We start from the raw sequence: 23526 nt of genomic DNA on the forward strand, positions 1-23526 counted from the left end.
CATGAATCTATTGACAAAGATCATGCAATTTATACACAGGATACTGGGCACGGCACTCAGTATCCTGTTCCTCGTTTGGTTCCTATCGGGATTGGTAATGATCTACCATACGTTCCCGCGAGCGGACCGGGCCGGTAAACGGGCGAAGATGGATATTCTCTCTCCGGAGAATCTTCCTTCGTTAGACCAGATAGAGAAACGTTTACCGCAGAACGAGCGGATAAACCATGTTACCTTAAACAGCTATTTGGGACAAACTGTTTTTCATCTCCGGACGGAGAAAGGGAGCTATGATATTCCTGCCGACTCGACGGAAAGATTACCCGTAATCGACTGGAATCATATCCAACGTGTGGCATCACTATGGAATACCTCTTCCATAGCGAAGGTAGATTCCTTGTATACCTTGGACCAATGGATTCCATTCGGTCGTTTAAAAGAGGAATTTCCGATCTATAAATTCCATTTCGCCGATCCGGAACGACATGAATTATACATATCCTCTAAATCCGGGGAGGTTTTGCAATATACGGATAAAAACAGTCGTTTCTGGGCTTGGCTCGGGGCGATCCCTCATTGGGTCTATTTCACTTCCTTGCGGCAAGACGCTGAATTATGGATAAAGGTAGTTGTCTGGTTATCCGGAATCGGGTGCGTTATGTGTATCGCCGGGATCTATTTAGGAATACGGGATTTCCGGTTAGCGAGGAGACGTCATTTGATTTCCCCTTATAAGAAGTTCTGGTATAAATGGCATCATATTCTTGGGGTGTTATTCGGTTTATTTGTCCTCACCTTCTGCTTTAGTGGTATGATGTCTTTGGCTCGTGTACAGGATTGGGGGTTGAAAGCCAAGCTCGATATAAACCCGGTTCAAGAACTGCGGAAGATGGCTCCTTCCCCACTCGATTATCCGTTGGATTACAGGGCGGTCGTACAAGCCTATCCCGGCCAGATCCGTCAATTGGAATGGAGTAGTTTTGGTGATATACCCTTTTACATCGTACAAACAGACACGAAGGATATTGTCGTGAACGCAAATAAGAGTGACGGGATATCTTTATTGAACCTGCGACCGAAAGAAATCCGTTCCGTATTGTCTCAGATACATGGTATCGGGACCACGGCTGATATCAAACTGTTGGATGCTTATGATACGTATTATATCTCACGAAAAAGGAATTTAGAACTCCCGGTCTGGAAAGTATCTATTCAAGACGTGGATAATAGTTGTTATTACATTAATCCCCGTAATGGACAATACCGTTATGTAAATACGCCGTCTCGTTGGAACCATTGGATGTATCCGGCATTGCATAGCTTGAATCTGAAATTCTTGGTAGATCATCCGGTCTTATGGAATATCGTGATGTGGGGAACCATGTTGGGAGGCACGTTCGTTTCCTTATCCGGTGTATGGCTTGCGATAAAATATATCAGGCGAAAAGCGAGAAGAAAGAAGTAAAGCCTGTATATTTGTATTATATTTATTGAGAACATTGTATTATAAAATAGATTTGAATGAATAAAGGCAAGATTATAGTCGCCGGAATCGGCCCCGGTAGCGAGGCCGATATAACGCCTGCGGTTTTGGCCGCTATCCAAAGCTCGGATGTCATCATAGGATATAAATATTATTTCCGTTTTATCACCCACTTGCTTCGTGAGGGAACGGAATGTATAGATACAGGTATGAAACGTGAGCAAGCTCGTGCCGAGCAAGCTTTCGCTTATGCCAACGAGGGAAAGACGGTTTGCGTGATCAGTTCCGGTGACGCCGGTATTTATGGCATGACTCCTCTGATTTATGAGATGAAGAAAGAATCCGGAAGCGAGATCGAGATCGAGTCGTATCCGGGCATCAGCGCTTTCCAGAAAGCTGCGTCCTTGCTTGGCGCTCCTATCGGACATGATTTCTGTGTGATTTCCCTCTCAGACTTGATGACTCCTTGGGAACTGATCGAGAAACGGATTCACGCGGCGGCCATGGCCGATTTTGTTACGGCGATCTATAATCCAAAAAGCGAGGGACGTTATTGGCAACTCTATCGCTTAAAAGAATTGTTCCTGCAAGAACGCAAGCCGGAGACTCCGGTCGGTTATGTACGTCAGGCCGGACGGGAGGAGCAAGAAGTATTCGTCACTACGCTCGCAGATCTGGACCCCGAGCGGATCGATATGTTTACGGTAGTCTTGATCGGAAACTCACAAACATATCTTTCCGGGAATCATATGATCACTCCCCGGGGATATTATGGCGAGATCAAACAAAAGAAAATGGATACGGGTATCGGACAGGACATCATGATCCGTAGTTTCCGTACGATCGAGAAGGAATTGAAAAACCAAAAGATCCCGTTGGATAAGAAATGGGCGTTACTCCATGCCATTCATACGACGGCCGATTTCGATATGGAAAATATCCTTTATGCCGACCCGGATGCTGTCTCTACATTATATAATAAGATCAGCGGCGGGGAAGTTCCTACGATCATCACCGATGTCACGATGGCTGCTTCCGGCATTCGTAAGGGAGCTCTGCAACGTTTGGGTGTCGAAGTGAAATGCTACCTTCAAGACGAGCAGGTCGCTGAGATGGCTTCGAGCAAAGGAATTACCCGTACTCAAGCCGGTATTCGTCGGGCCGTGGAAGAGCATCCGACCGCTCTGTTTGTCTTCGGGAACGCCCCGACCGCCCTTATGGAATTATGCGATTTAATACGTAAAGGTAAAGCCACTCCAGCTGGCATTATCGCGGCTCCGGTAGGTTTCGTACATGTGCAGGAATCCAAACATATGGTGAAACCTTTTATCGGTATACCGAAACTAATCGTGGAAGGTCGTAAAGGAGGTAGTAATTTAGCGGCTACGCTAGTGAATGCCATCCTTTGTTTTAATGACGCAGAACAATTAAAGCCGGGAAGAGACGTATGAACCGATTTTATGTCATAGGGCTGGATGATAATATGCGGCAATACTTTCCGCCGGAGATATTGGAGATAATCTCGTCCCACCGGGTGTTCTCCGGAGGCGTGCGGCATCATGAGATCGTACGTTCGCTCTTGCCCGAGAAAGCGGACTGGATCGATATAAAAGTCCCGTTGGACGAGGTCTTCGATCGCTATCGTTCGTACGACGGTCGGGAAAGCATCGTTGTATTCGCTTCCGGAGACCCTTTGTTTTTCGGATTCGCCGTTACGATTCAAAACCGATTGCCGGATGCGCAAATCCGCCTGTACCCGTCATTTAATTCCTTGCAACTCTTGGCACAAAATCTATTGATGCCTTACCACGATATGCGGATCGTCTCCCTTACCGGACGGCCTTGGCACGAGTTCGATCGTGCCTTGATCGAAAGTGCGTCTAAGATAGGCGTGCTCACGGATCGGGAACATACGCCTACGACTATCGCTCGCCGGATGCTGGAATACGGCTATGATAATTATACCATGTTCGTGGGAGAACGGTTAGGAAATACCGAACGGCAGAGCATCCGCCAATTCAGTATACAAGCCGCGGCAATGAATAATTTCGTTCATCCGAATTGCTTGATCCTAAAGAAAGAGCGTGACGGGCATTCCCGTAAATTCGGCCTGCCGGATTCCGCGTTCGAGCATTTGAACGGACGGGAGAAGATGATAACCAAAATGCCGATCCGTTTGTTATCTTTAAGCATGCTGGATCTGAGAAACCGGGAACGTTTTTGGGATATCGGCTTTTGCACGGGTTCTGTCTCGATAGAGGCTAAATTGCTGTTCCCTCATTTGCATATCACGAGTTTTGAGATCCGGGAAGAGGGACGAAAGTTAATGACTGAGAATTGCCGTCGTTTTGGGACTCCGGGTATCGAGGCTATAATCGGAGATTTCTTATCGGTGGATTTATCAGCGTTGGAGGCTCCGGATGCAATCTTTATCGGCGGACATGGCGGGAAATTAGTGGAGATCCTTATGGTAGTTTCCAAAAAGATGAAAGAGAACGGTGTCATCGTCTTCAACTCCGTATCCGACGAAAGCAAAGCGCTTTTAGAGGAAGCGGTCCGCCAAACCGGTCTTCGGATATCCGCCCAAACCCGTATCACGATTGATGATTTTAATACGATTACCGTGAATGTTATTTATAAATTATGAGTACAATATCAATTATTCCAATATCCGATAGCAGCCGGGGGCTTGCTGAGCGAATTCTTGCTTCTTATCCCGAGGCGAAGATCTTACCATTCGGCTCTTTCTCAAAAGAGGTTTTTCACGAATCCAGTAGTTTGGTATTTATTGGAGCGATGGGAATTTGCGTACGCAGTATCGCTCCCTTCGCGGAAGATAAACATACCGATCCGGCCGTGGTTTGTATAGATAGTACCGGCAAATACGTGATTCCTGTTTTATCTGGACATATCGGTGGAGCGAACGATCTTTCCAAAGAGTTAGCGAACCTATTAGGAGCCGAAGCGATTATTACGACACAAAGCGACAACGCAAACCTATGGGCGCTCGATACATTAGGGAAGAAATACGATTGGACCTTGATCGCCAAAGATAGCAATGCCGCCATCTCCACTTTTGTCAATGGAAAACCGACAGCGCTACTCCTTGATATACGAGATAAAGGAACGGATTATTTGGAGCGTACGGTCCCGTCTCATGTCTCTATCTTTTATTCCTTCGAGGCGATACCGCAGCAAGACTATGAGTTATTGATGATCGTCAGTCCCCAACAATACGATACATCCATCCCTACGATCACCTATATACCGAAAGTCCTCCACCTAGGAATGGGTTGCCGCAAGGATATGCAAGGCGATCCTACGGTCGTTTACGAACATATTAAAGATGTATTGCGTGATAAACGCCTATATCCGGAAGCTTTGGCGGATGTAAATACAATCGATTTGAAGAAATGCGAACCGGTGCTGACATTACTGGCTTATGGAGTTATGGAATGCCCTTTCCACACCTATACATCGGAGGAGCTGAAAGATATCCCGGTACCCAATCCATCGGAGAAAGTACTGGAGGTAACCGAATCCCCAAGTGTATCGGAAGCTTCCGCCATTTATGCGGCTCATGGCGGTCCGCTTTTGGTCGAGAAGCAAAAAGCGGATTTAGGGAAAGGAAATGAATATACCTTTGCCGTAGCGTTAGATCGGGCGGCCTGCCGCAAGGGACATATCGAGATCGTAGGAGCCGGTCCCGGCGATCCGGACTTGATCTCTATCCGCGGACGGCAAATGTTGGAGAAAGCGGATTTGATCCTGTATGCAGGAAGCCTCGTCCCGAAAGAACTTACCTTATGCGCGAAGGCAGGCGCTACGGTGCGAAGCTCGGCGGATATGAATCTGGAAGAACAGTTCGCGTTGATGAAAGAGTTTTATGATAAAGGATTGTTTGTCGTTCGTTTGCACACGGGCGATCCTTGCATCTATGGAGCTATTCAAGAGCAAATGAATTACTTTGATCAATACGGGATGGATTATCATATCACTCCGGGTATTTCCTCTTTCCAAGCCGCCGCCGCCGCTCTTTATTCCCAGTTCACGATTCCGGAGAAAGTACAAACGATCATCCTCACTCGTGGCGAAGGACGTACGCCCATGCCTGAGAAAGAGCAACTGCACAAACTGGCTCAAAGCCAAAGTACGATGTGTATCTTCTTAAGCGCCGGTGTCGTAGAGAAGGTCCAAGAGGAATTATCGCGACATTACGCTCCAACCACTCCGGTAGCCGCTTGCTATAAATTGACATGGAAAGACGAGCGGATCTACCGTGGGCAACTGAAAGATCTCGCGAAAATCGTAAAAGAGAATCATCTTACACTGACAACATTACTTGTCGTCGGGGATGCCATCGATAATCGCAAGGGTCTATCCCGCTTATATGCGGATGAATTCAAACATCTTTTCCGTAAGTAATGATACTGATCCTTGGAGGAACGACAGAAGGCCGTGTGGCTGTGCGGGTAGCGGACGAGGCAGCCGCTACCTATTACTATTCTACGAAAGGAACTTTGCAATCCATTGAATGCGCGCATGGAATCCGTTTGACCGGAGCCATGAATGCGGAGGAAATGGAGTGTTTTTGTCGTGACCACGCGATTAAGCTATTGATTGATGCGGCACACCCTTTCGCTCAAGTGTTACACCAAACGATCGAAAAAGTATCGAAATGTTTACAGATTCCGGTGATCCGTTACGAACGTCGGTATCCACCTCGTGATGAGGACTTGACTTGGTGCGATAGTTATGCAGACGCAATTCACCAAATGGAAAACAAAGGTATCCAACGGCTACTTGCCCTCAGTGGCGTGAACACCCTTGCCCCGCTCCGCCCTTATTGGCGATCGCATACCACTTGGTTCCGTATATTGGAGCGGGAGGAATCTTTGTCGTTGGCCGAGAAGCAGGGCTTCCCCCAAGAACGTCTGGTTTTCTATCGAGAAGGTGAGGATGAGTTAAAGTTGTTGGAGCAACTCCATCCGGATGCGATCTTGACAAAGGAAAGTGGTTTCTCCGGCTATTTTACGGATAAAGTGAACGCTGCCCGCCAATTCGGAATACCAGTATTTGTCGTGAAGCGTCCCGCATTACCGGAAACTTTCTACCGAGTGTATGGTGAAGACGGATTGCGCAAACAAATCGAACGCCTATTACCCGAATTCTTTCCCTTGAAAAGCGGATATACGACCGGAGCTTGTGCTACCGCCGCCGCAAAAGCCGCTTTATTGACCTTATTATCAAGGAAGGAACAAACAGAAAGCCAGATAACATTACCCTCGGGAGAACAGATAACGTTGCCGGTAGCCTATACCGAATGGGCCGGGTGTTCCGCCGCCACCTGTACCGTGATCAAGGAGTCTGGGGATGATCCGGACGTGACGAATCATAGCCGGATCCGGGTTACTGTTCAATTATCTCCCGATGCATCCGGTTGTGCCACGGTAATGGCACAAGAAGAACATTGTCAAGAAACAGAAAGCGACGATACGGGAAGAGTCATCTTCCAAGCAGGTGAAGGAGTCGGAACCGTGACCCTTCCGGGACTCGGCTTGAAAGTCGGTGGCCCGGCTATAAACGCCACGCCCCGTAAGATGATCCGGCAAGAGCTGATTCCACTCCTGCCCTCACCCGATTCCGTCGCTATTGTCACGGTCTCGGTTCCCGGTGGCGAGGAGTTGGCGAAACGTACCTTCAATCCGAAACTTGGAATTATCGGGGGAATCTCCATTATCGGGACATCCGGAATCGTGCGTCCTTTCTCATCGGACGCTTTTATCGCCTCGATACGGAAAGAAGCCAGTGTCGCCAAAGCGATAGGTTGCGAGACGTTGGTTATTAATTCCGGGGCGAAGAGTGAACGCTACCTTCGGAGCTTATACGCTTCTTTGCCTCCACAATCATTCGTCCATTACGGGAACTTTATCGGAGAGACGCTAAAGATCGCTGCCGATTTAGGTTTCAAGCAGGTTATCTTAGGCATCATGATCGGCAAGGCGGTGAAACTTGCGGAAGGTTTCCTAGATACACACAGCAAAAAAGTCGTCATGAACAAAGGCTTCCTTCAAGATGTAGCGAAAGAAGCGAAATGCGAGGAGGCGACCGTAGATGCAATCAATCGGATTACGTTGGCCCGTGAATTATGGGAGCTTCTTGCGGAAAAAGAACAAAATCGTTTCTTCCCATTACTTTTACAAAAATGTAAATCGTATTGCGCTCCTATCCTTCCCGACGGCGAACTAACCTTGCTGTTAATATCCGAAGAGGGCAAGGTCTTGTATCAATCTTAGCTGTAGAGACGCAGCACGCACTCTATGTCTCTACACCCCCCAGACTGTAATAGCATTTCTTTTTAGCTGTTTATTCTTTTTTATTAGGGATTCTTTAAGAATACATATTAGGAGGATTTCGTACTTTTGCCCTCTAAATATTGATTAAAATAATGTTTAGATATCTTTTAATTTATATGGCCTGCCTTCTATTCGCCTTTTCCGTAAAGGCGCAAGGTATTTCCAATGACACGATTCCGAAAGAAGTGCTGATGCTGGACGGTAAGCCTATGACCGAAAAGCAAATACAACGTTATCATAAACAATTACATAAAGACTCCATACGGGCCAACAAAAGGATCTGGTGGTCTATCCTTGGCGGACCGTCTTACACGCCGGAAGCCTCCTTTGGCGTAGGTGGTGCGGTTTTGGCTAGCTTTCGCTTAAACAAGAATGATACGATATCCCAACGATCGTTTATCCCTGCGGGATTTAACATCACCTTAAATGGGACGTTCGTTTTTGCCGGTGCCGGCACCTTATTCTTCAACGAGAATCGCTTCCGTATTTATATCAGTTACGGTTATCGGAACGAACCTTCGCATTATTTCGGGAAAGGCTATGAGACGATTGAGCAAATCGAGAAGAGTGACTCGACAACGAAATTCCACAAGAGTTCTTTCCAACTATATCCCCGTTTCGTATGGGAAGTTAGGCCTCATTTATATACGGGCCCTCTTTTTGATATTAATTTCAGCAAATCAGATGATATCAACCCGGTGATGGCCGAAGATCCTTATTTCAATAAGTTCAAACGAGATTATGTCAATATCGGTGTCGGCGGCTTGATTCAATACGATACACGAAATGATGTGGCGACCCCAAGTTCCGGTATGTTACTAAGTGCGATCGCTAAAGTATATGGAAAGTATTTAGGCGGTGCATATAATTATGAGATGTTTGAGCTGGAATACCGCCAATTCCAGCAAGTATTTCGTCCTCGTAGCACCTTGGCATGGATCGCCAAGACACAAATCGGTGTGGGAAACGTTCCTTTTACGGAGCTTCCTTCGTTTGGCTCTCCTTTCGATCTTCGCGGATACTATTGGGGCAAGTTCCGTGATAAGACCATGGCGTATGGGATTCTGGAGTATCGTCATATGTTCGGCAGCGTGGAGAAATATAAGAGCGGTAATTTCTGGGCGAAGTGTGGTTTTGTTGGCTGGGTCGGCACGGGTACGATCGGAAACGCTCCTATCGTAGACTGGAATAAATGGAAGTTCAACTACGGCGTAGGCTTACGTATCCAAATGCAACCCGGCAAGAACTTCCGCCTAGACGTAGGCAAAGACCCGAACCAAAAAGGGATGGCGGTTTATATGAATATGACGGAAGCCTTCTAAAACCAGAAGGCTCCCGTCTACGATTTATGGAAGTATAACCTTGCGTTAAAATTATCGTTTAAAAGCCGGAAATATCTTAATATCGATTTTTTTCACTAAGTTTGCGTCGTCGAAGGGGTGCCATACTATATGGGCTGAGATCATACCCTTACTACTTGATGCGGGTAATGCCGCCGTAAGAAAAACGAATGTTAGATGGATAAAAATGAAACGTACCGTTATCCGGTAGCTTTAACGATCGCGGGCTCTGATAGTGGCGGTGGTGCCGGAATACAAGCGGATATTAAGACTTTTACCTCGCTGGGGGTTTTTGGAGCCTCGGCGATAACGGCTATAACCGCTCAAAACACACAGGGAGTGCGAGGGATCCAAGCGATCTCTCCCGAGATTTTGAGAGGACAAATCGAAGCTATTCTTGAGGATTTCATCGTAGATGCCGTAAAAATAGGGATGCTACATAACAAGGATGCCGTAAAGGTCGTATCTGAAACTTTATCTTCCTTCCAACAGACTTCTATCATTTTAGATCCAGTGATGATATCCACGAGCGGAAGTAAATTATTGGAGGATGACGCCATCCGAACCATCATTGATGAGTTGTTCCCTAAAGCGACACTGCTTACTCCGAATATTCCCGAGACGGAATATCTTTCCGGTATAAAAATCAATAACGAGGCGGATATCTTACTTGCCGCCCGGAAATTGCAGGAAAAAGGATGTAAGGCTATATTGATCAAAGGGGGGCATATTCCCGGAGTAGAAACGGTGGATCGGTTATTTATCAATGAGAATAATCCGATTTGTCTGGCCTCGCCAACAGTGGAGACTTTCAATACCCATGGAACGGGCTGTACGCTATCGTCCGCCATCGCCGCTTATATGGCACTCGGCCATTCATTGGTGGAAGCCGTACGATTAGCCAAGGAATATATGAATAACACGCTCGTTCACGGGGCAAATGTATGCATGGGAAAAGGGCACGGACCTGTAAACCACTTCTTCTCACCCTCTGCCCTTCATAAAATCCGATGGAATCATGAATAAGCTGGTCGTAATTACTACACCTTATTTTTTCGCAGATGAAGCTTCTTTGATCGAACTTCTATTCACGGAAGGAATGTCTCGTTTACATCTACGTAAACCGGATTGTAAACGTGATGAATTGGAGGGCTTATTGGATAAAATCTCTCCGGCTTATTACGACAGGATCGTTCTTCATGATTGGTTTATCTTGGCAGAAGAAAGGGCTTTAGGAGGAGTCCATTTGAACAAGAGGAACCCGGAAGCTCCACCTTTATATAAAGGCAGTATAAGTCGTTCTTGCCATAGTCTGGAAGAGATTATCGAGTATAAACTGGTATGCGACTATGTATTCCTTAGTCCGATCTTTCAGAGTATATCCAAAGAAGGATATGGTAGCGGATTCCCCTTAGATGGATTGCGAAACGCAAAGGGCATCATCGATGATAAGGTGATCGCCTTGGGAGGAATCTGCTCACAAACAATAACGAAATTAAGAGATATCCCCTTCGGCGGTGTCGCCGTTCTCGGGGCCCTTTGGGGAAACGATCCCTCCCTTCTTGTTGCGGATCAACTCATAAAACAATTCAAACGATTACAAGTATGGCCTTAAATTATTATTTCGGATATGATGAGAATGGAAGAGTCGGTCGGAGAACAACCGGATTACGCCCTCCTTTTGGTGGGAGTAACCGCTTGATGTTTATAACGCATCGTACACCTAAATATACGGAATGCGACGAGGTACGCATGGCAATCCAAGGAGGATGTTCGTGGATACAATTGCGTATGAAAGACGGGATCTATGAGGATACCGTACGTAAATGTGCCACTATCTGCGCGGACGAATGTGAGCGAATCGTGGATTTCTGCGTAAACGATGATCTGGAAGCCGCCGTGACATGTGGCGCTACGGCTTGTCATCTAGGTAAGAATGACATTCCCTTGGATATCGCTTGGGAAGTACTGAAAGACAAGTTGGACTCCAATGCCATCTTCTATATCGGGGCTACGGCTAACACGTTCGAGGATATCCGGCTGGCCGTAGAACGAGGCGCCTCGTATATCGGACTAGGGCCGTATCGCTTTACAGGTACCAAGAAGAATTTGAGTCCCATCTTAGGTTTGGAAGGTTATCGTAAAATTATCGTTCAATGTAAGGAGGCTGGCATTGATATTCCTATCTTCGCGATAGGTGGTATTACGTTGGAAGACGTAGGCCCTTTGATGGAGACGGGTATAACCGGAATCGCTGTTTCGGGCGCGATTATCAATGCCCCCGATCCCGTGGAGGAAACCCGCCGGTTTATAGAGGAAATCAATAAGTACTAAACTAAATACATATGGCTAATAAAAAGAATATGCATATTTCCTATCCGTCCTCGGAAAAGATTTATGTCCCGGGCGAGATCAATAAGATCAAGGTTGGTATGCGTAAGATTAAATTGTTGGACACGGTAACCTTGGATGAGCATGGAGAACGAATCTTCAAGAAGAACAATCCGGTAATCGTTTACGATACGAGCGGCCCGTATTCCGACCCCAAGATATCGATTGATATCGCTAAAGGACTTCCTCGTATACGTGAGGAGTGGTACGGTAAGCGTAAAGATGTGGTTCAATTGCCGGAATTGACTTCCGCTTATGGCCGTGAGCGATTGGCGGACGCGAGTCTGGATTCCCTGCGTTTCCCCAAGCGATACTTGCCTTTCCGGGCTAAAGAGGGTAAGAATATCACCCAGATGTATTATGCGAAGAAGCGCATTATCACTCCGGAAATGGAGTACGTGGCGATTCGTGAGAACCAGCAAATCGAGGCTTTGGGACTGAAGTCGTATATCACGCCGGAGTTCGTCCGCAAGGAAATCGCCGCCGGTCGCGCGATCATCCCGGCGAATATCAATCACCCGGAAGCCGAGCCGATGATTATCGGTAAGAAGTTCTTGGTAAAGATCAATACCAATATCGGTAACTCCGCTCTTTCCTCCGGTATCGACGAGGAGATCGAGAAGGCGATATGGAGTTGTAAATGGGGCGGCGACACGTTGATGGATCTCTCTACCGGCGATCATATCCATGAGACGCGCGAGTGGATTATCCGTAACTGCCCGGTTCCGATGGGTACGGTTCCTATTTATCAAGCCTTGGAGAAGGTGAATGGTAAGGTAGAGGATCTTTCTTGGGAGATCTATCGGGATACGTTGGTCGAGCAGGCGGAACAGGGCGTGGATTATTTCACGATCCATGCGGGTTTGTTGCGCAAGCATGTGGAGCTGACGGCGACTCGCCTGACGGGGATCGTATCCAGAGGCGGATCGATCATGGCCAAATGGATGCAGCTTCATGACGAGGAAAACTTCCTGTACACGCATTTCGCCGAGATCTGCGAGATACTGAAGGCATACGACGTGGCGGTCTCTATCGGAGACGGGCTTCGTCCCGGTTCTATCTATGACGCGAACGATGCGGCACAATTCGCCGAGCTTCACACGATGGGAGAACTGACGAAAATAGCTTGGGAGCAGTTCGTACAAGTGATTATCGAAGGCCCGGGCCATGTTCCCATGAATAAGATTCATGAGAATATGAAGGAACAACAGTATGCCTGCCATGGAGCGCCGTTCTATACGCTGGGCCCGTTGACGACCGATATCGCTCCCGGATACGATCATATCACGTCGGCTATCGGTGGCGCGCAAATCGCTTGGCATGGGACGGCTATGATCTGCTACGTCACGCCGAAGGAACATTTGGGATTACCGAATAAGGAAGACGTGCGTAATGGGGTGGTCGCTTATAAGATAGCGGCGCATGCCGCTGACTTGGCGAAAGGGCATCCCGGCGCTCAAGTACGTGATAACGCATTGAGCAAGGCACGTTTTGATTTCCGCTGGAAAGACCAGTTCAATTTGTCCTTGGACCCGGAAAGGGCTTTACAGTATTATAAGGAGAGTGCTGTTACGGATGGAGAGTACTGTACGATGTGCGGTCCTAATTTCTGCGCTATGCGGTTAAGTAAGGATTTGCAAGGTTGTAAATAAAATACTGTTTTGAGAGGATGAGACGGGGCATGCCCCGTCTCTACAATTGAGTGATTTGTTTTCCGCATTCGTAGCCTTCCTCATATAGTTCTTCCAGTTTCTTTGTGTCGCTTCCGGTACGGCCGACTTTAATCGGGCTTTGCGGACGGATGACGAAGGCTTTTCCTTCGGCCTCCAGTTGGTCTATGTAATCCAAGACCTCGTTGTACCGCCGGTATCGTAGTCGCAACTGTTCCCGGATCGCCGGGTATTTGTTATAAATAAAGCCGGGAAGGTAAAAATCTTTCTCTTCTTTCCGATAGCCTTTGTTACGGGTAAGGATGATGACGTTCTTGGAGAAGCCGTCGGCGATAGCCCGTCGGATAGGGATGGCATCGCATACGCCTCCGTCGACCATCGGTATCCCGTCTACATACGTAATTGGACAGAGGATCGGTAAGGTGCAAGATGCTTTACAGATATCCACCAAACGTTTCTTATCTTTCTTCTCCTCGAAATATTCCGCTTTACCCGTCAAGCAATTGCTCGTGACCATAACGAACCGATCCTTGGACTTGAAATAGGTATCGTAATCCAACGGATAATACAAATCCGGATAGACATAAAACAAGAAATTCAGATCGATATATCCCCTTCCCCGTAAGAAATGACGAAGACCTATGTAATTATATTTCTTCAATAGGTCGATATTGCTAAAACGAGAGCGTCCCCGCTGGCGGGAAGCATACGAGATTCCGTTACTCGCGCCCGCCGATACTCCGATCGTATAAGGAAACCAAATATCATGATCCATAAAATAATCCAATACTCCCACCGTAAATATGGCACGCATTCCGCCACCTTCCAACACCAAACCTGTCTGACTATCTATTTCCATATATATACCTCTGAATTAAAAAAGCCATTGCTGGGTTCCCACCAAGCAATGGCCACAAAAATATAATAAATCAGCGATAAATAATAGTTCCTTTTTAGAATTTACTTGGTCACTTCGTTCACTAAGGGACGGCCTTCCTCGAAATCCTTGATGTTCCGCAAGGTAGTATCGGCGATATTATGCAGAGCCTCTTTCGTGAAAAACGCCTGATGGGAAGTAACGATCACATTGTTGAACGAGAGTAGACGGGCCAAGACATCATCATCGATAATCTTATCCGATTTATCCTCGTAGAAATAGTCTCCTTCCTCCTCGTAGACATCCAATCCAGCGGCGGATACTTTCTTGGTCTTCAATCCCTCGATCAAGGCGTTGGTATGGATCAGTAACCCGCGTCCCGTATTGATAATCATTACGCCGTCTTTCATCTTGGCGATCGAATCGTCGTTGATCAGATAACGGGTCTGGTCGGTCAACGGGCAATGCAAGGAAATGATATCGGACTCTTTGTATAACTCGTCTAAAGAGACATAGGTGATCCCTTCCTCCTTGGCGAATTTCTCATCCGGATACAGGTCATTTGCCAATACACGCATCCCCAATCCTTTTAAGATATGAATCAATATCTTGGCGATCTTTCCGGTACCGATAATACCGGCGGTCTTGCCATGCATATCAAATCCCATCAAGCCATTCAAGGAGAAGTTGCCATCTCTCGTACGCCAGTATGCCCGGTGTATCTTACGGTTTAACGATAACATCAAGGCCAACGTATATTCAGCGACCGCATAAGGTGAGTAGGCCGGTACGCGTACGACCGGTAATTTCCCCCTGGCGGCATTCAAATCCACATTATTAAAACCGGCGCAACGAAGCGCCAACAGTTTCACACCATTGGCAACCAAAGCGTCTATTACGGCGGCATCAGCCGTGTCGTTCACGAAAATACATACAGCGTCTACCCCTTGGGTTAAGACGACATTATTGATATTCAAATGTCCTTTATAGTAACGAATATCGAACTCATACCGCTCATTGATCTTATCGAAAGAAGCGATGTCGTAGGGTTTAGCACCAAAAAACGCAATCTTATACGCCATATAACTTTAGTTTTTTAATATAACTAAATTAAGCCCTTGATTGTTTATCGAAAAAGAAATCCATTCGTTTAATTATAGTACTTTTGTCCGCTGGGTAACAATATAGATGAGCATGAATCAATCCCATAAAAGATCTTTTATAGCAGTTCTTATTTTTATTGGCTTTCTCTTGTTTATGGCATTTTGGGGCATCGACCTGATCTTAGGGGCGTATGCGGGACATAAATTGAGTAAACTTGCCGAAAGGCATCATCTTGACATACGCTATGATAAGATCCGGTTGATGGGGCTGAGTACCGTACGTATGGAGGGATTGACCGTTATCCCGATTGATGCTGATACGTTGATACATGCGGACAGGCTTCAAGCGAAACTGGAGCTTGGCAGATTATTGCAACTTACCCCTTCCATAGAGAGTGTACAAGCGGATAATTTGCATATTCATTTTATTAAGAAGGGAGAGAGAGCTAATTTTGATTTCCTTTATAAACCATCGAATCACCCAGGTGAGCCAGAGGAAACAGCTGTAGATGATAAGGAACGGGATTACGCACGCAAGGCTGAACGCTCCCTTAGTCTCCTTTTCAATTTATTGCCCGGAAATGCCTTGGTACATGATTTATGTGTTTCTTATAGTAATAAAGGAGATGAACTAATACTAGAGATACCCGAACTCAATCTTGCTAACAATCAATTCTCTACGCATATAAATAGCACGGAGAACGGAGTTCGTAGCGAATGGATTTGCGAAGGCTCTCTCTCTGATAAGGAGCGACTCGTGAAAGCCCGTCTCTACGCCGACGAGCATACGAAGATTCCTCTTCCTTTTCTGGAATATCGTTGGGGGGCATCGGTACGTTTCGACACCTTGGCCTTCGAGCTTAAGGGACCTAAAATAGAAGAAGACATACAATCCTTACTCGGAAGCGCCTATGTGAGCGGGCTTACCATCCACCAAGAGCGTATATCTCCAGACACGGTCTTACTGGATAAAGGCTCTATACACTTCCGGACAAACATCGGTAAGAACTATATCGAATTAGATAGCGTCAGTGATATCCGGTTTAATCATCTGGATTTCCATCCTTATCTGAAGATCGTTAAAGATACCAGTTGGCAAATCACGGCCTCTGTGAATAAAAGAGATTTCCCTGCGGATCAACTGTTCTCCTCCCTGCCTAAAGGCTTATTCTACAATCTGGAAGGCCTGAGAACAGAAGGTACCCTCTCCTATCATTTCCGATTGGATTTGGATTTCGGACAGGTAGACAGCTTGATCTTGGAGTCTACCTTGAAAGCGAAGGACTTCCAGATCCTTGCCTATGGGAATACGGATTTGCGGAAGATGAATGAGCCATTTGAATATACTGTCTATGAGCAAGGCGAGCCGGTACGCTCTTTCGAGATCGGTCCGGCGAATCCCTCTTTCCGCCCGTTCAACGCCGTATCCCGTTATCTTCCTTTAGCGATCATGCAGAGTGAGGATGCCGGCTTCTTTTATCACAACGGTTTTATTCCAAGCGCTATCCGGGAATCGTTGATACAGGATATCAAGGAACGACGTTTCGCCCGTGGCGGCAGTACGCTTAGCATGCAATTGGTGAAGAATGTATTCTTGAGCCGTAACAAGACGATCGCCCGCAAGCTGGAGGAAATGTTAATCGTATGGCTGATCGAGAGCGATCATCTGACCTCTAAAGAGCGGATGTTTGAGGTTTATCTGAACATCGCCGAATGGGGCCCCATGATTTATGGAGCCGCCGAGGCCTCACGTTATTATTTCGCGAAGGAACCTTCCCAGTTAAACCTTGCCGAGTGCATTTTTATGGCCAGCATTATCCCCAAGCCCAAACAGGTCCGCTATTGCTTCGACGGGTTGCGGTTGAAGCCGTATTATGAGGATTTTTACAGGGTAATACTAGATCGCTTGGTAGATCGCGGACTTATATTTTCGGAAGAGGCGGTAGGGGTAACGCCAGAGTCTGTCGAAATAACAGGTCCGGCTAAAGAATACCTGACGGCTACCCAAAGTCGATCTCCACGCTCGTCCCAATTCCTAGATCAGAAGTAATATTCACCTTCGCCCCATAGGTGCTCAATATGCGTAGCGAGAGGCTTAGCCCGACACCATGCCCGGCGTATTCCCGGGTATTGCTCGCCCTGTAAAAGGGTTGGAAGATTCGTTTCAATTCCTCGGGAGGAATGCCGATACCTCGGTCGGATATGGTCAAGATACTGCCTCGAAGCCGCATCTCTACCGGTTTATCGTCCGAATACTTACAGGCGTTGCTCAAGATATTCTTGATCGCTATCTTCAATAAATAGGGATTGGCACGGATCATATAAGAGAAATTATCCGGGGAGAACGAGATCCGGGCCGAGGAGAACTGCATCAAGAAGTCCGCTAGGAAGATCGTCTCCATCGCGCTTTTCTGGATCTCCTTATCCCCGTGCGACAGGAACAGCAGGTGTTTGATCAATTGTATGATACGGCTCGTCTCCGTGGCGATACGTCTTAATGCCGCTTGGTATTCCTCCGGGGAGCGCTCTTTCAGCAGGCTGATCTCGCATTCGCCTTGAATGGCTGTCAGCGGATTGTTCAACTCATGCGAGGCGTTGCTGATAAACGCTTTCTCACTTTGGTAAGCAGCGTCGATCCGGTCTACCATCCGGGTCGCGTATAGTCTGCCGACAAAATAGATCAATACCGAGCTAACCAATATCAATCCCAGCAACAGCCAGCCGATCCGATGCTGGATATCCATCCCATACTGATTCCCGGAAAGGACAATCACGATGAAATTCCCCTCGTTGTCGGGATAATACAAAGCCGCTCCCATTTGCGTATCGTGCTTGAAGTGAACGATATCCTCTTGGTATAGAGATCTCACCTGCGTGGCGTCCAGATAACGGGACAGTACTTGCCGGGTCTCCAAGCTATCGGCGTTCAGCAATATCTCGGTAGCGACGGGAAGGGTTTCCTCGTAACGCTGTTGGATACGGGCATAGCTCTCGTCATCGGTCTCGTCCTTCTCCCAATGCTTCTGTGCCGTGGCATAGGCTTTTTCCGTCAGGTAAGAATAGTACAGGCGAGAGATATAGCTCGTGGAAACCAAATAGAAGACAAGCGTCACGACGGCTATCACGCCTATGGTAATGGCCGAGTAAAAGAGAGCGATCTTGTTTCCTGTCTTCATGCTTCCATCATATAGCCCACACCCACTACGGTACGGATTAGTTTAGGATCGAAATCCTTGTCTATCTTCGTGCGCAAATAATTCACGTAGACATCAACCACGTTCGTATTGGTATCGAAATCCTTGTCCCAGACATTCTTTAGCAAGTTCATCCGGCTCAAGGCCGTTCCTTGGTTCTGTATGAAATATTCCAAGAGCCTATATTCCTTTACCGTCAAATCGATGACCTGCCCATTCCGTATAGCCCGATGGCTTGGAGGATCTAAGACCAGATCCCCGCACCGAAGAGCCATATGGACGGATTCGTTTCCCGATCGACGTAATAACGCCTTTATGCGGGCCTCGAGCTCTTGGAAGCTGAAAGGTTTTACCAGATAATCATCCGCCCCGGCATCCAGCCCGCTAACGATATCCTCGGTGGTTCCCAAGGCGGTCAGCATGATCACGGGGGCATGGTAACCGAACCGTTGCCGGTACTGTTTGCAAAGTTGCAGGCCGTTCATCTTCGGCATTATAATATCCAGAATCAGCAATTGGAAATCGTTCTTCTGTGTCAGTTCCCAACCAGCGGCACCGTCATAAGCGACATATACCTCATGTCCGAACTCCCGCAAGCCTCTTTCTATAAAAGAGGCGATGTTTACCTCGTCTTCTACTAATAATATCTTCGCCATTGTATCGTATGTATTAATAAGAATGTCCATCATTAATAATGCGTACTTAGGGTGATGCTAATCGTATCACAGAGGTGAAACGTTCTTTTCACGGTTGTGATACGATCGTTTCACCTCTGTGATATGATCTTTTCACAGCCGTGAAAAGATCAGTAAGTATAATCCTTTCGCATAATAACTCCAGTCGCTCTCCCTAATAGTTCCGGACTTTCTTGCTACAAATATAGCAATTACAACCTACGTTGCACTAATTTACCGTTCTTATCATAAAGCATTCGTCGATAAAAAGCCTCCACCATCAACGGAAAGACAAAGAGGGTGAAGAACGTAGCTCCTATTAATCCGCCAATGATCACGATCGCCAAAGGACGCTGGCTTTCCGATCCGATACCGTGGCTCAAGGCGGCCGGAAGCAGGCCGATAGCGGCCATGGAGGCGGTCATTAATACGGAACGTACCCTTGATTTCACGCTCATCTTGATCGAATCTTCCAGAGGATGCCTCTCCCGCAGGTTATTCTTGATGTCCGATATCATGATCACGCCATTCTGTATACAGATACCGAAGAGGGCGATAAAGCCGATACCGGCGGAGATCGAGAAGTTGAAATTCGTGATTAATAGGGCCAAGATACCTCCGACAGCGGCGTAAGGCACGTTCAATAAGACCAGTCCGGCATCCCGGGCGTTGCCGAAAAGGACGAATAGGATCACGAAGATGATCGCTATACTTACGGGGACGACTTGGGCCAAGCGTTTGGTAGCCCGTTGTTGGTTCTCGAAATCTCCGGTCCATTTCAAGGTATAGCCTTCGGGGAGCTTTACCTGCCTCTCCACTTTCCGCTGGGCTTCAGCCACGGCGCTACCCATGTCGCGGCCCCGGACCGAGAATTTCACGGCGCAGAAACGAGCGTGGTTATCCCGGTAGATAATCAACGGGCCGGTAATCGTATGGATATCCGCCAGCTCGCGGATAGGAATCATGGAACCATCCTTCGCCGGAACCAGTATCTTGCCTATCTCATTCTCGCTACGGCGAAAAGCGGATTCGTAGCGGACCATGATATTGAACTTGCGCTCGTCCTCATAAAGCAGGGAGGCGCTCTTACCTCCTATCGCCATCTCGATAATGGATTGCACGTCCTCCTTGGCCACGCCGTAGCGGGCTAAACGAGACTCGTTCAACTCGATCCGCAGCTCCGGCTGGCCGATATTCCGGATAACGCCCAGATCTTCGATACCGTCTACGGTCTCCAAGACCTTGAAAACTTCTACCGCCTTTTTCTCCGACTCGTATAGATCCTTACCGAAGACTTTCACGGCGATGGAACCCTTCACGCCGCTGGCCGCTTCCTCTACATTGTCCGAGATAGGCTGCGAGAAGTTAAAATCCACGCCCGGATAGATCGCCAGATCCTCTTGCATCTTCTCGATCAGGCCCGCTTTCGAGCGTTCGCTTTCCCACTCTTTCTCGGGATATATATCCACATGGAACTCGATGTTGTAGAAACCTGTCGCGTCCGTGCCATCGTTCGGTCGGCCGGTTTGCGATAAGACCTGACGAACCTCCGGATAAGCCACCAGCTTCCGGCGCATCTGGTTGGCCAACGTAACGGATTCATCCAAAGATATACTTTGCGGTAAGGTCGCACGGATATAAATAGAGCCCTCGTTCAGTTGCGGGAGAAACTCGCTGCCCAACAAGGTGAAGCACCAGATACCTACGGCGGCTACCAGCGTGGCGAACGTGATCGTCCGCTTCTTACGGGCGTGACACCAGTCGAAAATACCGATCGACTTCCGATTGATCCACGCGAGGAACGGATTATGTTTCTCACGCACCTCTTTCTTTAATAGCATGGAAGATAGGACGGGTACCAATGTCAACGTAAAGATCAACGCTCCCAACAAGGCGAACCCCAAGGTATAAGCGAGCGGGCTGAACATCTTTCCTTCCACCTTCTGGAAAGAGAAGATCGGGACCAAGGCTGTGATGATAATCAGCTTAGAGAAGAAAACCGCTTTCGCACGGTCCTTCGCCGTATGACGGATAATACCCATCTTACTCATCAAATTGAAAGCGGGCATGCCTACTTCACGGGCTTTCCGGTCCAATGCCACGAAAAGCCCCTCCACCATCACGACGGCGCCATCGATAATAATACCGAAGTCGATCGCTCCCATAGATAAGAGGTTGGCGCTCATCCCCATCGCCCGGAGACAAATAAAGGCGAAGAGGAGTGCCAACGGGATAATGATCGACACGATCACCGTCGTACGCCAATCCGCCATGAAGATTAATACGATGAAAGTTACCAGCAGAATACCTTCCGCCAGATTATGTGTTACGGTCTTGACCGCCAGATCTACCAGATTCTCACGATCGTAGAACGATACGATTCGCACGTCTTCCGGCAAGGCGTTTTGTTGGATATCCTTGATCTTATCCTTCAAGGCGGCGATTACCTCGCCGGGGTTCTCCCCTTTTCGCATGACAACGATGCCTTGTACGACATCATCTTCCTCCATGCGGCCCACTTGCCCTAGGCGGGGAAGACTGGATTCGTGTACGGTAGCCAAGTGCTTGACAAGGATTGGCGTGCCATTGATATTCTTTACGACGATATTCTCGATCTCTTTTACATCGTTAATCAAGCCGATACCCCGCACGACATAGGCTTGCGAGCTTTTCGTGATCACGTCGCCGCCTACGTTGATATTACTTTTTGCGATAGCGTCATAAAGTTCCAAGGTCGTTACCCCGTAACTGATCAGTTGATTCGGGTTGACGCTAACCTCGAAAGTCTTTACTTCTCCTCCGAAGCTGACGATATCCGCTACACCGGGTACGGCTCGCAACTTCCGCTCGATCACCCAATCCTGCAAGGTCTTCAATTCCCGGACGGAACGCTTATCGCTACGTAATGTATAGCGGAAGATCTCGCCGGTCGGGCCGTATAAGGGCTGCACTTCCGGCGTGACCCCTTCCGGCAGGTCGGCGTCGTTCAAGAGATTATAAACTTGCTGGCGGGCGAAGAAATCATCCACCTTATCTTCGAACATCACGTTGATGACGGAAAGACCGAAAAGGGTCGTGCTCCGGATATCCGTCTTTTTCTGTACCGGGTTCATAGCGATCTCGATCGGGATCGTGATAAACTTCTCGATCTCCTCGGCGCTCCTGCCCGGCCATTGGGTGATAATCGTCACCTTCGTATTCGTCACATCCGGAAACGCGTCGATCGGCGTATGGATAAAGCTGGTGATACCGGCGATTACGGCGATCGTGGTACAGAAGAAGATAAAGAATTTGTTCCGGAGGGAGAACGTTATGATATTATCTATGAATGTGTGCATATCGTCTGGTTACTTTAATTCGTTATACACCAAGAGAGCGTTCCGATCTACGATCCGATCCCCATCCTTCAAGCCGGATCGCAGGTAACAGAACTTCTCGGTTTGCTTATACACCGAGATCTCACGCATTTGCAAATATCCCTCCTTCGAGACATAGACAACGTATTCTTTACCATCCTCGAAGATCACGGCATGGGCGTTTACGCAAGGCATACTTTCTCCTTTTACTGCGCTCTGTACATATACGTTCGTAAACATTCCGGGTTTAAGCATATACTTCTCGTTCCTTAATTTGACTCTTACGCTCATGGTCTTACTTTCTCGGTCTAGCATATGATAGACCTTATCGATCGTTCCCGTAAACTCCATATCCTTATAGGCCAAAGTGGTGATACGAACGGTAGCCCCCTCTTTTACCTTGCTGATATCTCCCTCATAGACATCGGCCATCACCCAGACATCGTCGAGACCGGAAATGGTAAACATCTCCTCCCCTTGATCGGAACGGATCTGCATATCCCGGTTTATATTCTTATCGATGATAAAGCCGGAGACCGGCGCTTTCACCACATAGGTAGATGGGTCTGTTATGTTATAAATAGAATACATTTCTTGGATACGTTTGGTCTCGGCCTCGGCATCGGCTTGCTCTTGCTGGGCTTGCAGGAAGTCCCGGTCGGAAGCCATACCGCTCCGGGCCATATCTTGGGTAGCCTCCAAGTTACGGTTAGCGATAGCCAGTTGATGCTCGGCCTCCTTTCGCTGCTTGTCGATATCAGCGATCTCGCCGCTCCGGATCACCGCTAGGACATCTCCTTTCCCTACGTAATCGCCAACTTCCGCATGAATGGAGGTGACATTTCCACCAAACATCGGATACACATGGGCTACTCGCTCCGGATTGAAACTGACACGGCCATTGAGCAACAACTCGTTGGTTAATGGTGTGTCACGAACCGTATCCAGTGTTATAATCTCCTGTAAACTGTCATTTAATAGTAAAGGTTCCCGGGTATCGACCGAGGTGGTCGCCTGTTTCCCGCAGGAACATACCAAGGGTACTAAAAGGATGCATGTGATTAGATGCTTATTCATATCGT

General features: G+C 47.7%; 17 protein-coding genes and 1 riboswitch. Of the genes, 11 read left to right on the forward strand and 6 right to left on the reverse strand.

The window, feature by feature from the left end; genetic code table 11:
• Position 1: 1 nt before the first annotated feature.
• From D7V92_RS15015 to thiC, 10 genes are all read left to right on the forward strand, one after another.
• Positions 2–1465 (forward strand): PepSY domain-containing protein, encoded by a 1464-nt coding sequence (locus D7V92_RS15015; protein ID WP_121773204.1) that lies wholly within the window; start codon positions 2–4, stop codon positions 1463–1465.
• A 56-nt stretch (positions 1466–1521) separates the two neighbouring features.
• A complete protein-coding gene (gene cobJ, locus D7V92_RS15020) occupies positions 1522–2934 on the forward strand; it encodes a precorrin-3B C(17)-methyltransferase (RefSeq protein ID WP_121773205.1) in 1413 nt (470 codons plus the stop codon).
• Complete coding sequence (locus D7V92_RS15025) at positions 2931–4130, forward strand: bifunctional cobalt-precorrin-7 (C(5))-methyltransferase/cobalt-precorrin-6B (C(15))-methyltransferase (RefSeq protein WP_011966305.1); 1200 nt, start codon at positions 2931–2933, stop codon at positions 4128–4130. Before cobJ ends, D7V92_RS15025 begins: the two co-directional genes overlap by 4 nt.
• Positions 4127–5908: a precorrin-4 C(11)-methyltransferase gene (gene cobM / locus D7V92_RS15030; protein ID WP_121773206.1), complete on the forward strand. Its 1782-nt coding sequence runs from the start codon at positions 4127–4129 to the stop codon at positions 5906–5908. The genes D7V92_RS15025 and cobM overlap by 4 nt, the downstream gene beginning before the upstream one ends.
• Positions 5908–7779 (forward strand): cobalt-precorrin-5B (C(1))-methyltransferase CbiD, encoded by a 1872-nt coding sequence (cbiD, locus tag D7V92_RS15035; protein ID WP_121773207.1) that lies wholly within the window; start codon positions 5908–5910, stop codon positions 7777–7779. Before cobM ends, cbiD begins: the two co-directional genes overlap by 1 nt.
• Positions 7780–7931: 152 nt before the next feature.
• Entirely contained in the window at positions 7932–9161 is a 1230-nt protein-coding gene (locus tag D7V92_RS15040) for a BamA/TamA family outer membrane protein (protein ID WP_121773208.1), read from the forward strand.
• Positions 9162–9264: 103 nt separating this feature from the next.
• A riboswitch (TPP riboswitch) is annotated at positions 9265–9362 on the forward strand.
• Positions 9357–10205, forward strand: a complete 849-nt coding sequence (gene thiD / locus D7V92_RS15045) for a bifunctional hydroxymethylpyrimidine kinase/phosphomethylpyrimidine kinase (protein ID WP_121773209.1) — start codon at positions 9357–9359, stop codon at positions 10203–10205. Its footprint overlaps the riboswitch before it by 6 nt.
• Positions 10198–10794 carry a thiamine phosphate synthase gene (locus tag D7V92_RS15050; protein ID WP_121773210.1) on the forward strand — a complete coding sequence of 199 codons (597 nt, stop codon included), beginning with the start codon at positions 10198–10200 and terminating at the stop codon, positions 10792–10794. Before thiD ends, D7V92_RS15050 begins: the two co-directional genes overlap by 8 nt.
• Complete coding sequence (locus tag D7V92_RS15055) at positions 10785–11513, forward strand: thiamine phosphate synthase (protein ID WP_048927289.1); 729 nt, start codon at positions 10785–10787, stop codon at positions 11511–11513. The genes D7V92_RS15050 and D7V92_RS15055 overlap by 10 nt, the downstream gene beginning before the upstream one ends.
• 11 nt (positions 11514–11524) lie before the next feature.
• Positions 11525–13222 carry a phosphomethylpyrimidine synthase ThiC gene (gene thiC, locus D7V92_RS15060; RefSeq protein ID WP_121773211.1) on the forward strand — a complete coding sequence of 566 codons (1698 nt, stop codon included), beginning with the start codon at positions 11525–11527 and terminating at the stop codon, positions 13220–13222.
• Positions 13223–13262: 40 nt separating this feature from the next.
• Here the strand turns inward: thiC and D7V92_RS15065 are convergent, their stop codons facing one another.
• Positions 13263–14099 carry a patatin family protein gene (locus D7V92_RS15065; protein WP_005857012.1) on the reverse strand — a complete coding sequence of 279 codons (837 nt, stop codon included), beginning with the start codon at positions 14097–14099 and terminating at the stop codon, positions 13263–13265.
• Between the two features lie 101 nt (positions 14100–14200).
• Positions 14201–15199, reverse strand: coding sequence for a 2-hydroxyacid dehydrogenase (locus D7V92_RS15070; RefSeq protein WP_005857013.1), 999 nt, complete (start codon positions 15197–15199; stop codon positions 14201–14203).
• A gap of 112 nt (positions 15200–15311) precedes the next feature.
• Between D7V92_RS15070 and D7V92_RS15075 the strand changes: the two genes are divergently transcribed.
• On the forward strand, positions 15312–17270 hold the full coding sequence (locus D7V92_RS15075) for a transglycosylase domain-containing protein (protein ID WP_121773218.1): 1959 nt from the start codon (positions 15312–15314) through the stop codon (positions 17268–17270).
• Here the strand turns inward: D7V92_RS15075 and D7V92_RS15080 are convergent.
• The 4 genes from D7V92_RS15080 to D7V92_RS15095 form a co-directional block, all read right to left on the reverse strand.
• A complete protein-coding gene (locus D7V92_RS15080) occupies positions 17221–18396 on the reverse strand; it encodes a HAMP domain-containing sensor histidine kinase (RefSeq protein WP_121773212.1) in 1176 nt (391 codons plus the stop codon). The genes D7V92_RS15075 and D7V92_RS15080 overlap by 50 nt on opposite strands.
• Positions 18393–19070, reverse strand: coding sequence for a response regulator transcription factor (locus D7V92_RS15085; RefSeq protein WP_057317044.1), 678 nt, complete (start codon positions 19068–19070; stop codon positions 18393–18395). The genes D7V92_RS15080 and D7V92_RS15085 overlap by 4 nt, the downstream gene beginning before the upstream one ends.
• Before the next feature lie 230 nt (positions 19071–19300).
• The gene (locus tag D7V92_RS15090; protein ID WP_121773213.1) at positions 19301–22426 is read right to left on the reverse strand and encodes an efflux RND transporter permease subunit; all 3126 of its coding nucleotides are present in this window, start codon (positions 22424–22426) and stop codon (positions 19301–19303) included.
• 9 nt (positions 22427–22435) lie between these two features.
• Entirely contained in the window at positions 22436–23521 is a 1086-nt protein-coding gene (locus D7V92_RS15095; RefSeq protein WP_005862342.1) for an efflux RND transporter periplasmic adaptor subunit, read from the reverse strand.
• Positions 23522–23526: the final 5 nt, after the last annotated feature.

It is taken from the genome of Parabacteroides sp. CH2-D42-20, from assembly GCF_003670185.1.
Classification (GTDB): Bacteria; Bacteroidota; Bacteroidia; order Bacteroidales; family Tannerellaceae; genus Parabacteroides; species Parabacteroides distasonis.

Bases quoted from the DNA above. Each gene is read 5' to 3' on its own strand.
- D7V92_RS15055 (WP_048927289.1), top strand. From the start codon at position 10,785: ATGGCCTTAAATTATTATTTCGGATATGATGAGAATGGAAGAGTCGGT.
- D7V92_RS15080 (WP_121773212.1), bottom strand. From the start codon at position 18,396: ATGAAGACAGGAAACAAGATCGCTCTCTTTTACTCGGCCATTACCATA.
- cbiD (WP_121773207.1), top strand. From the start codon at position 5,908: ATGATACTGATCCTTGGAGGAACGACAGAAGGCCGTGTGGCTGTGCGG.
- D7V92_RS15075 (WP_121773218.1), top strand. From the start codon at position 15,312: ATGAATCAATCCCATAAAAGATCTTTTATAGCAGTTCTTATTTTTATT.
- thiD (WP_121773209.1), top strand. From the start codon at position 9,357: ATGGATAAAAATGAAACGTACCGTTATCCGGTAGCTTTAACGATCGCG.
- D7V92_RS15050 (WP_121773210.1), top strand. From the start codon at position 10,198: ATGAATAAGCTGGTCGTAATTACTACACCTTATTTTTTCGCAGATGAA.
- D7V92_RS15090 (WP_121773213.1), bottom strand. From the start codon at position 22,426: ATGCACACATTCATAGATAATATCATAACGTTCTCCCTCCGGAACAAA.
- D7V92_RS15015 (WP_121773204.1), top strand. From the start codon at position 2: ATGAATCTATTGACAAAGATCATGCAATTTATACACAGGATACTGGGC.
- cobM (WP_121773206.1), top strand. From the start codon at position 4,127: ATGAGTACAATATCAATTATTCCAATATCCGATAGCAGCCGGGGGCTT.
- D7V92_RS15070 (WP_005857013.1), bottom strand. From the start codon at position 15,199: ATGGCGTATAAGATTGCGTTTTTTGGTGCTAAACCCTACGACATCGCT.
- D7V92_RS15085 (WP_057317044.1), bottom strand. From the start codon at position 19,070: ATGGCGAAGATATTATTAGTAGAAGACGAGGTAAACATCGCCTCTTTT.
- thiC (WP_121773211.1), top strand. From the start codon at position 11,525: ATGGCTAATAAAAAGAATATGCATATTTCCTATCCGTCCTCGGAAAAG.
- D7V92_RS15065 (WP_005857012.1), bottom strand. From the start codon at position 14,099: ATGGAAATAGATAGTCAGACAGGTTTGGTGTTGGAAGGTGGCGGAATG.
- D7V92_RS15095 (WP_005862342.1), bottom strand. From the start codon at position 23,521: ATGAATAAGCATCTAATCACATGCATCCTTTTAGTACCCTTGGTATGT.
- D7V92_RS15040 (WP_121773208.1), top strand. From the start codon at position 7,932: ATGTTTAGATATCTTTTAATTTATATGGCCTGCCTTCTATTCGCCTTT.
- cobJ (WP_121773205.1), top strand. From the start codon at position 1,522: ATGAATAAAGGCAAGATTATAGTCGCCGGAATCGGCCCCGGTAGCGAG.
- D7V92_RS15025 (WP_011966305.1), top strand. From the start codon at position 2,931: ATGAACCGATTTTATGTCATAGGGCTGGATGATAATATGCGGCAATAC.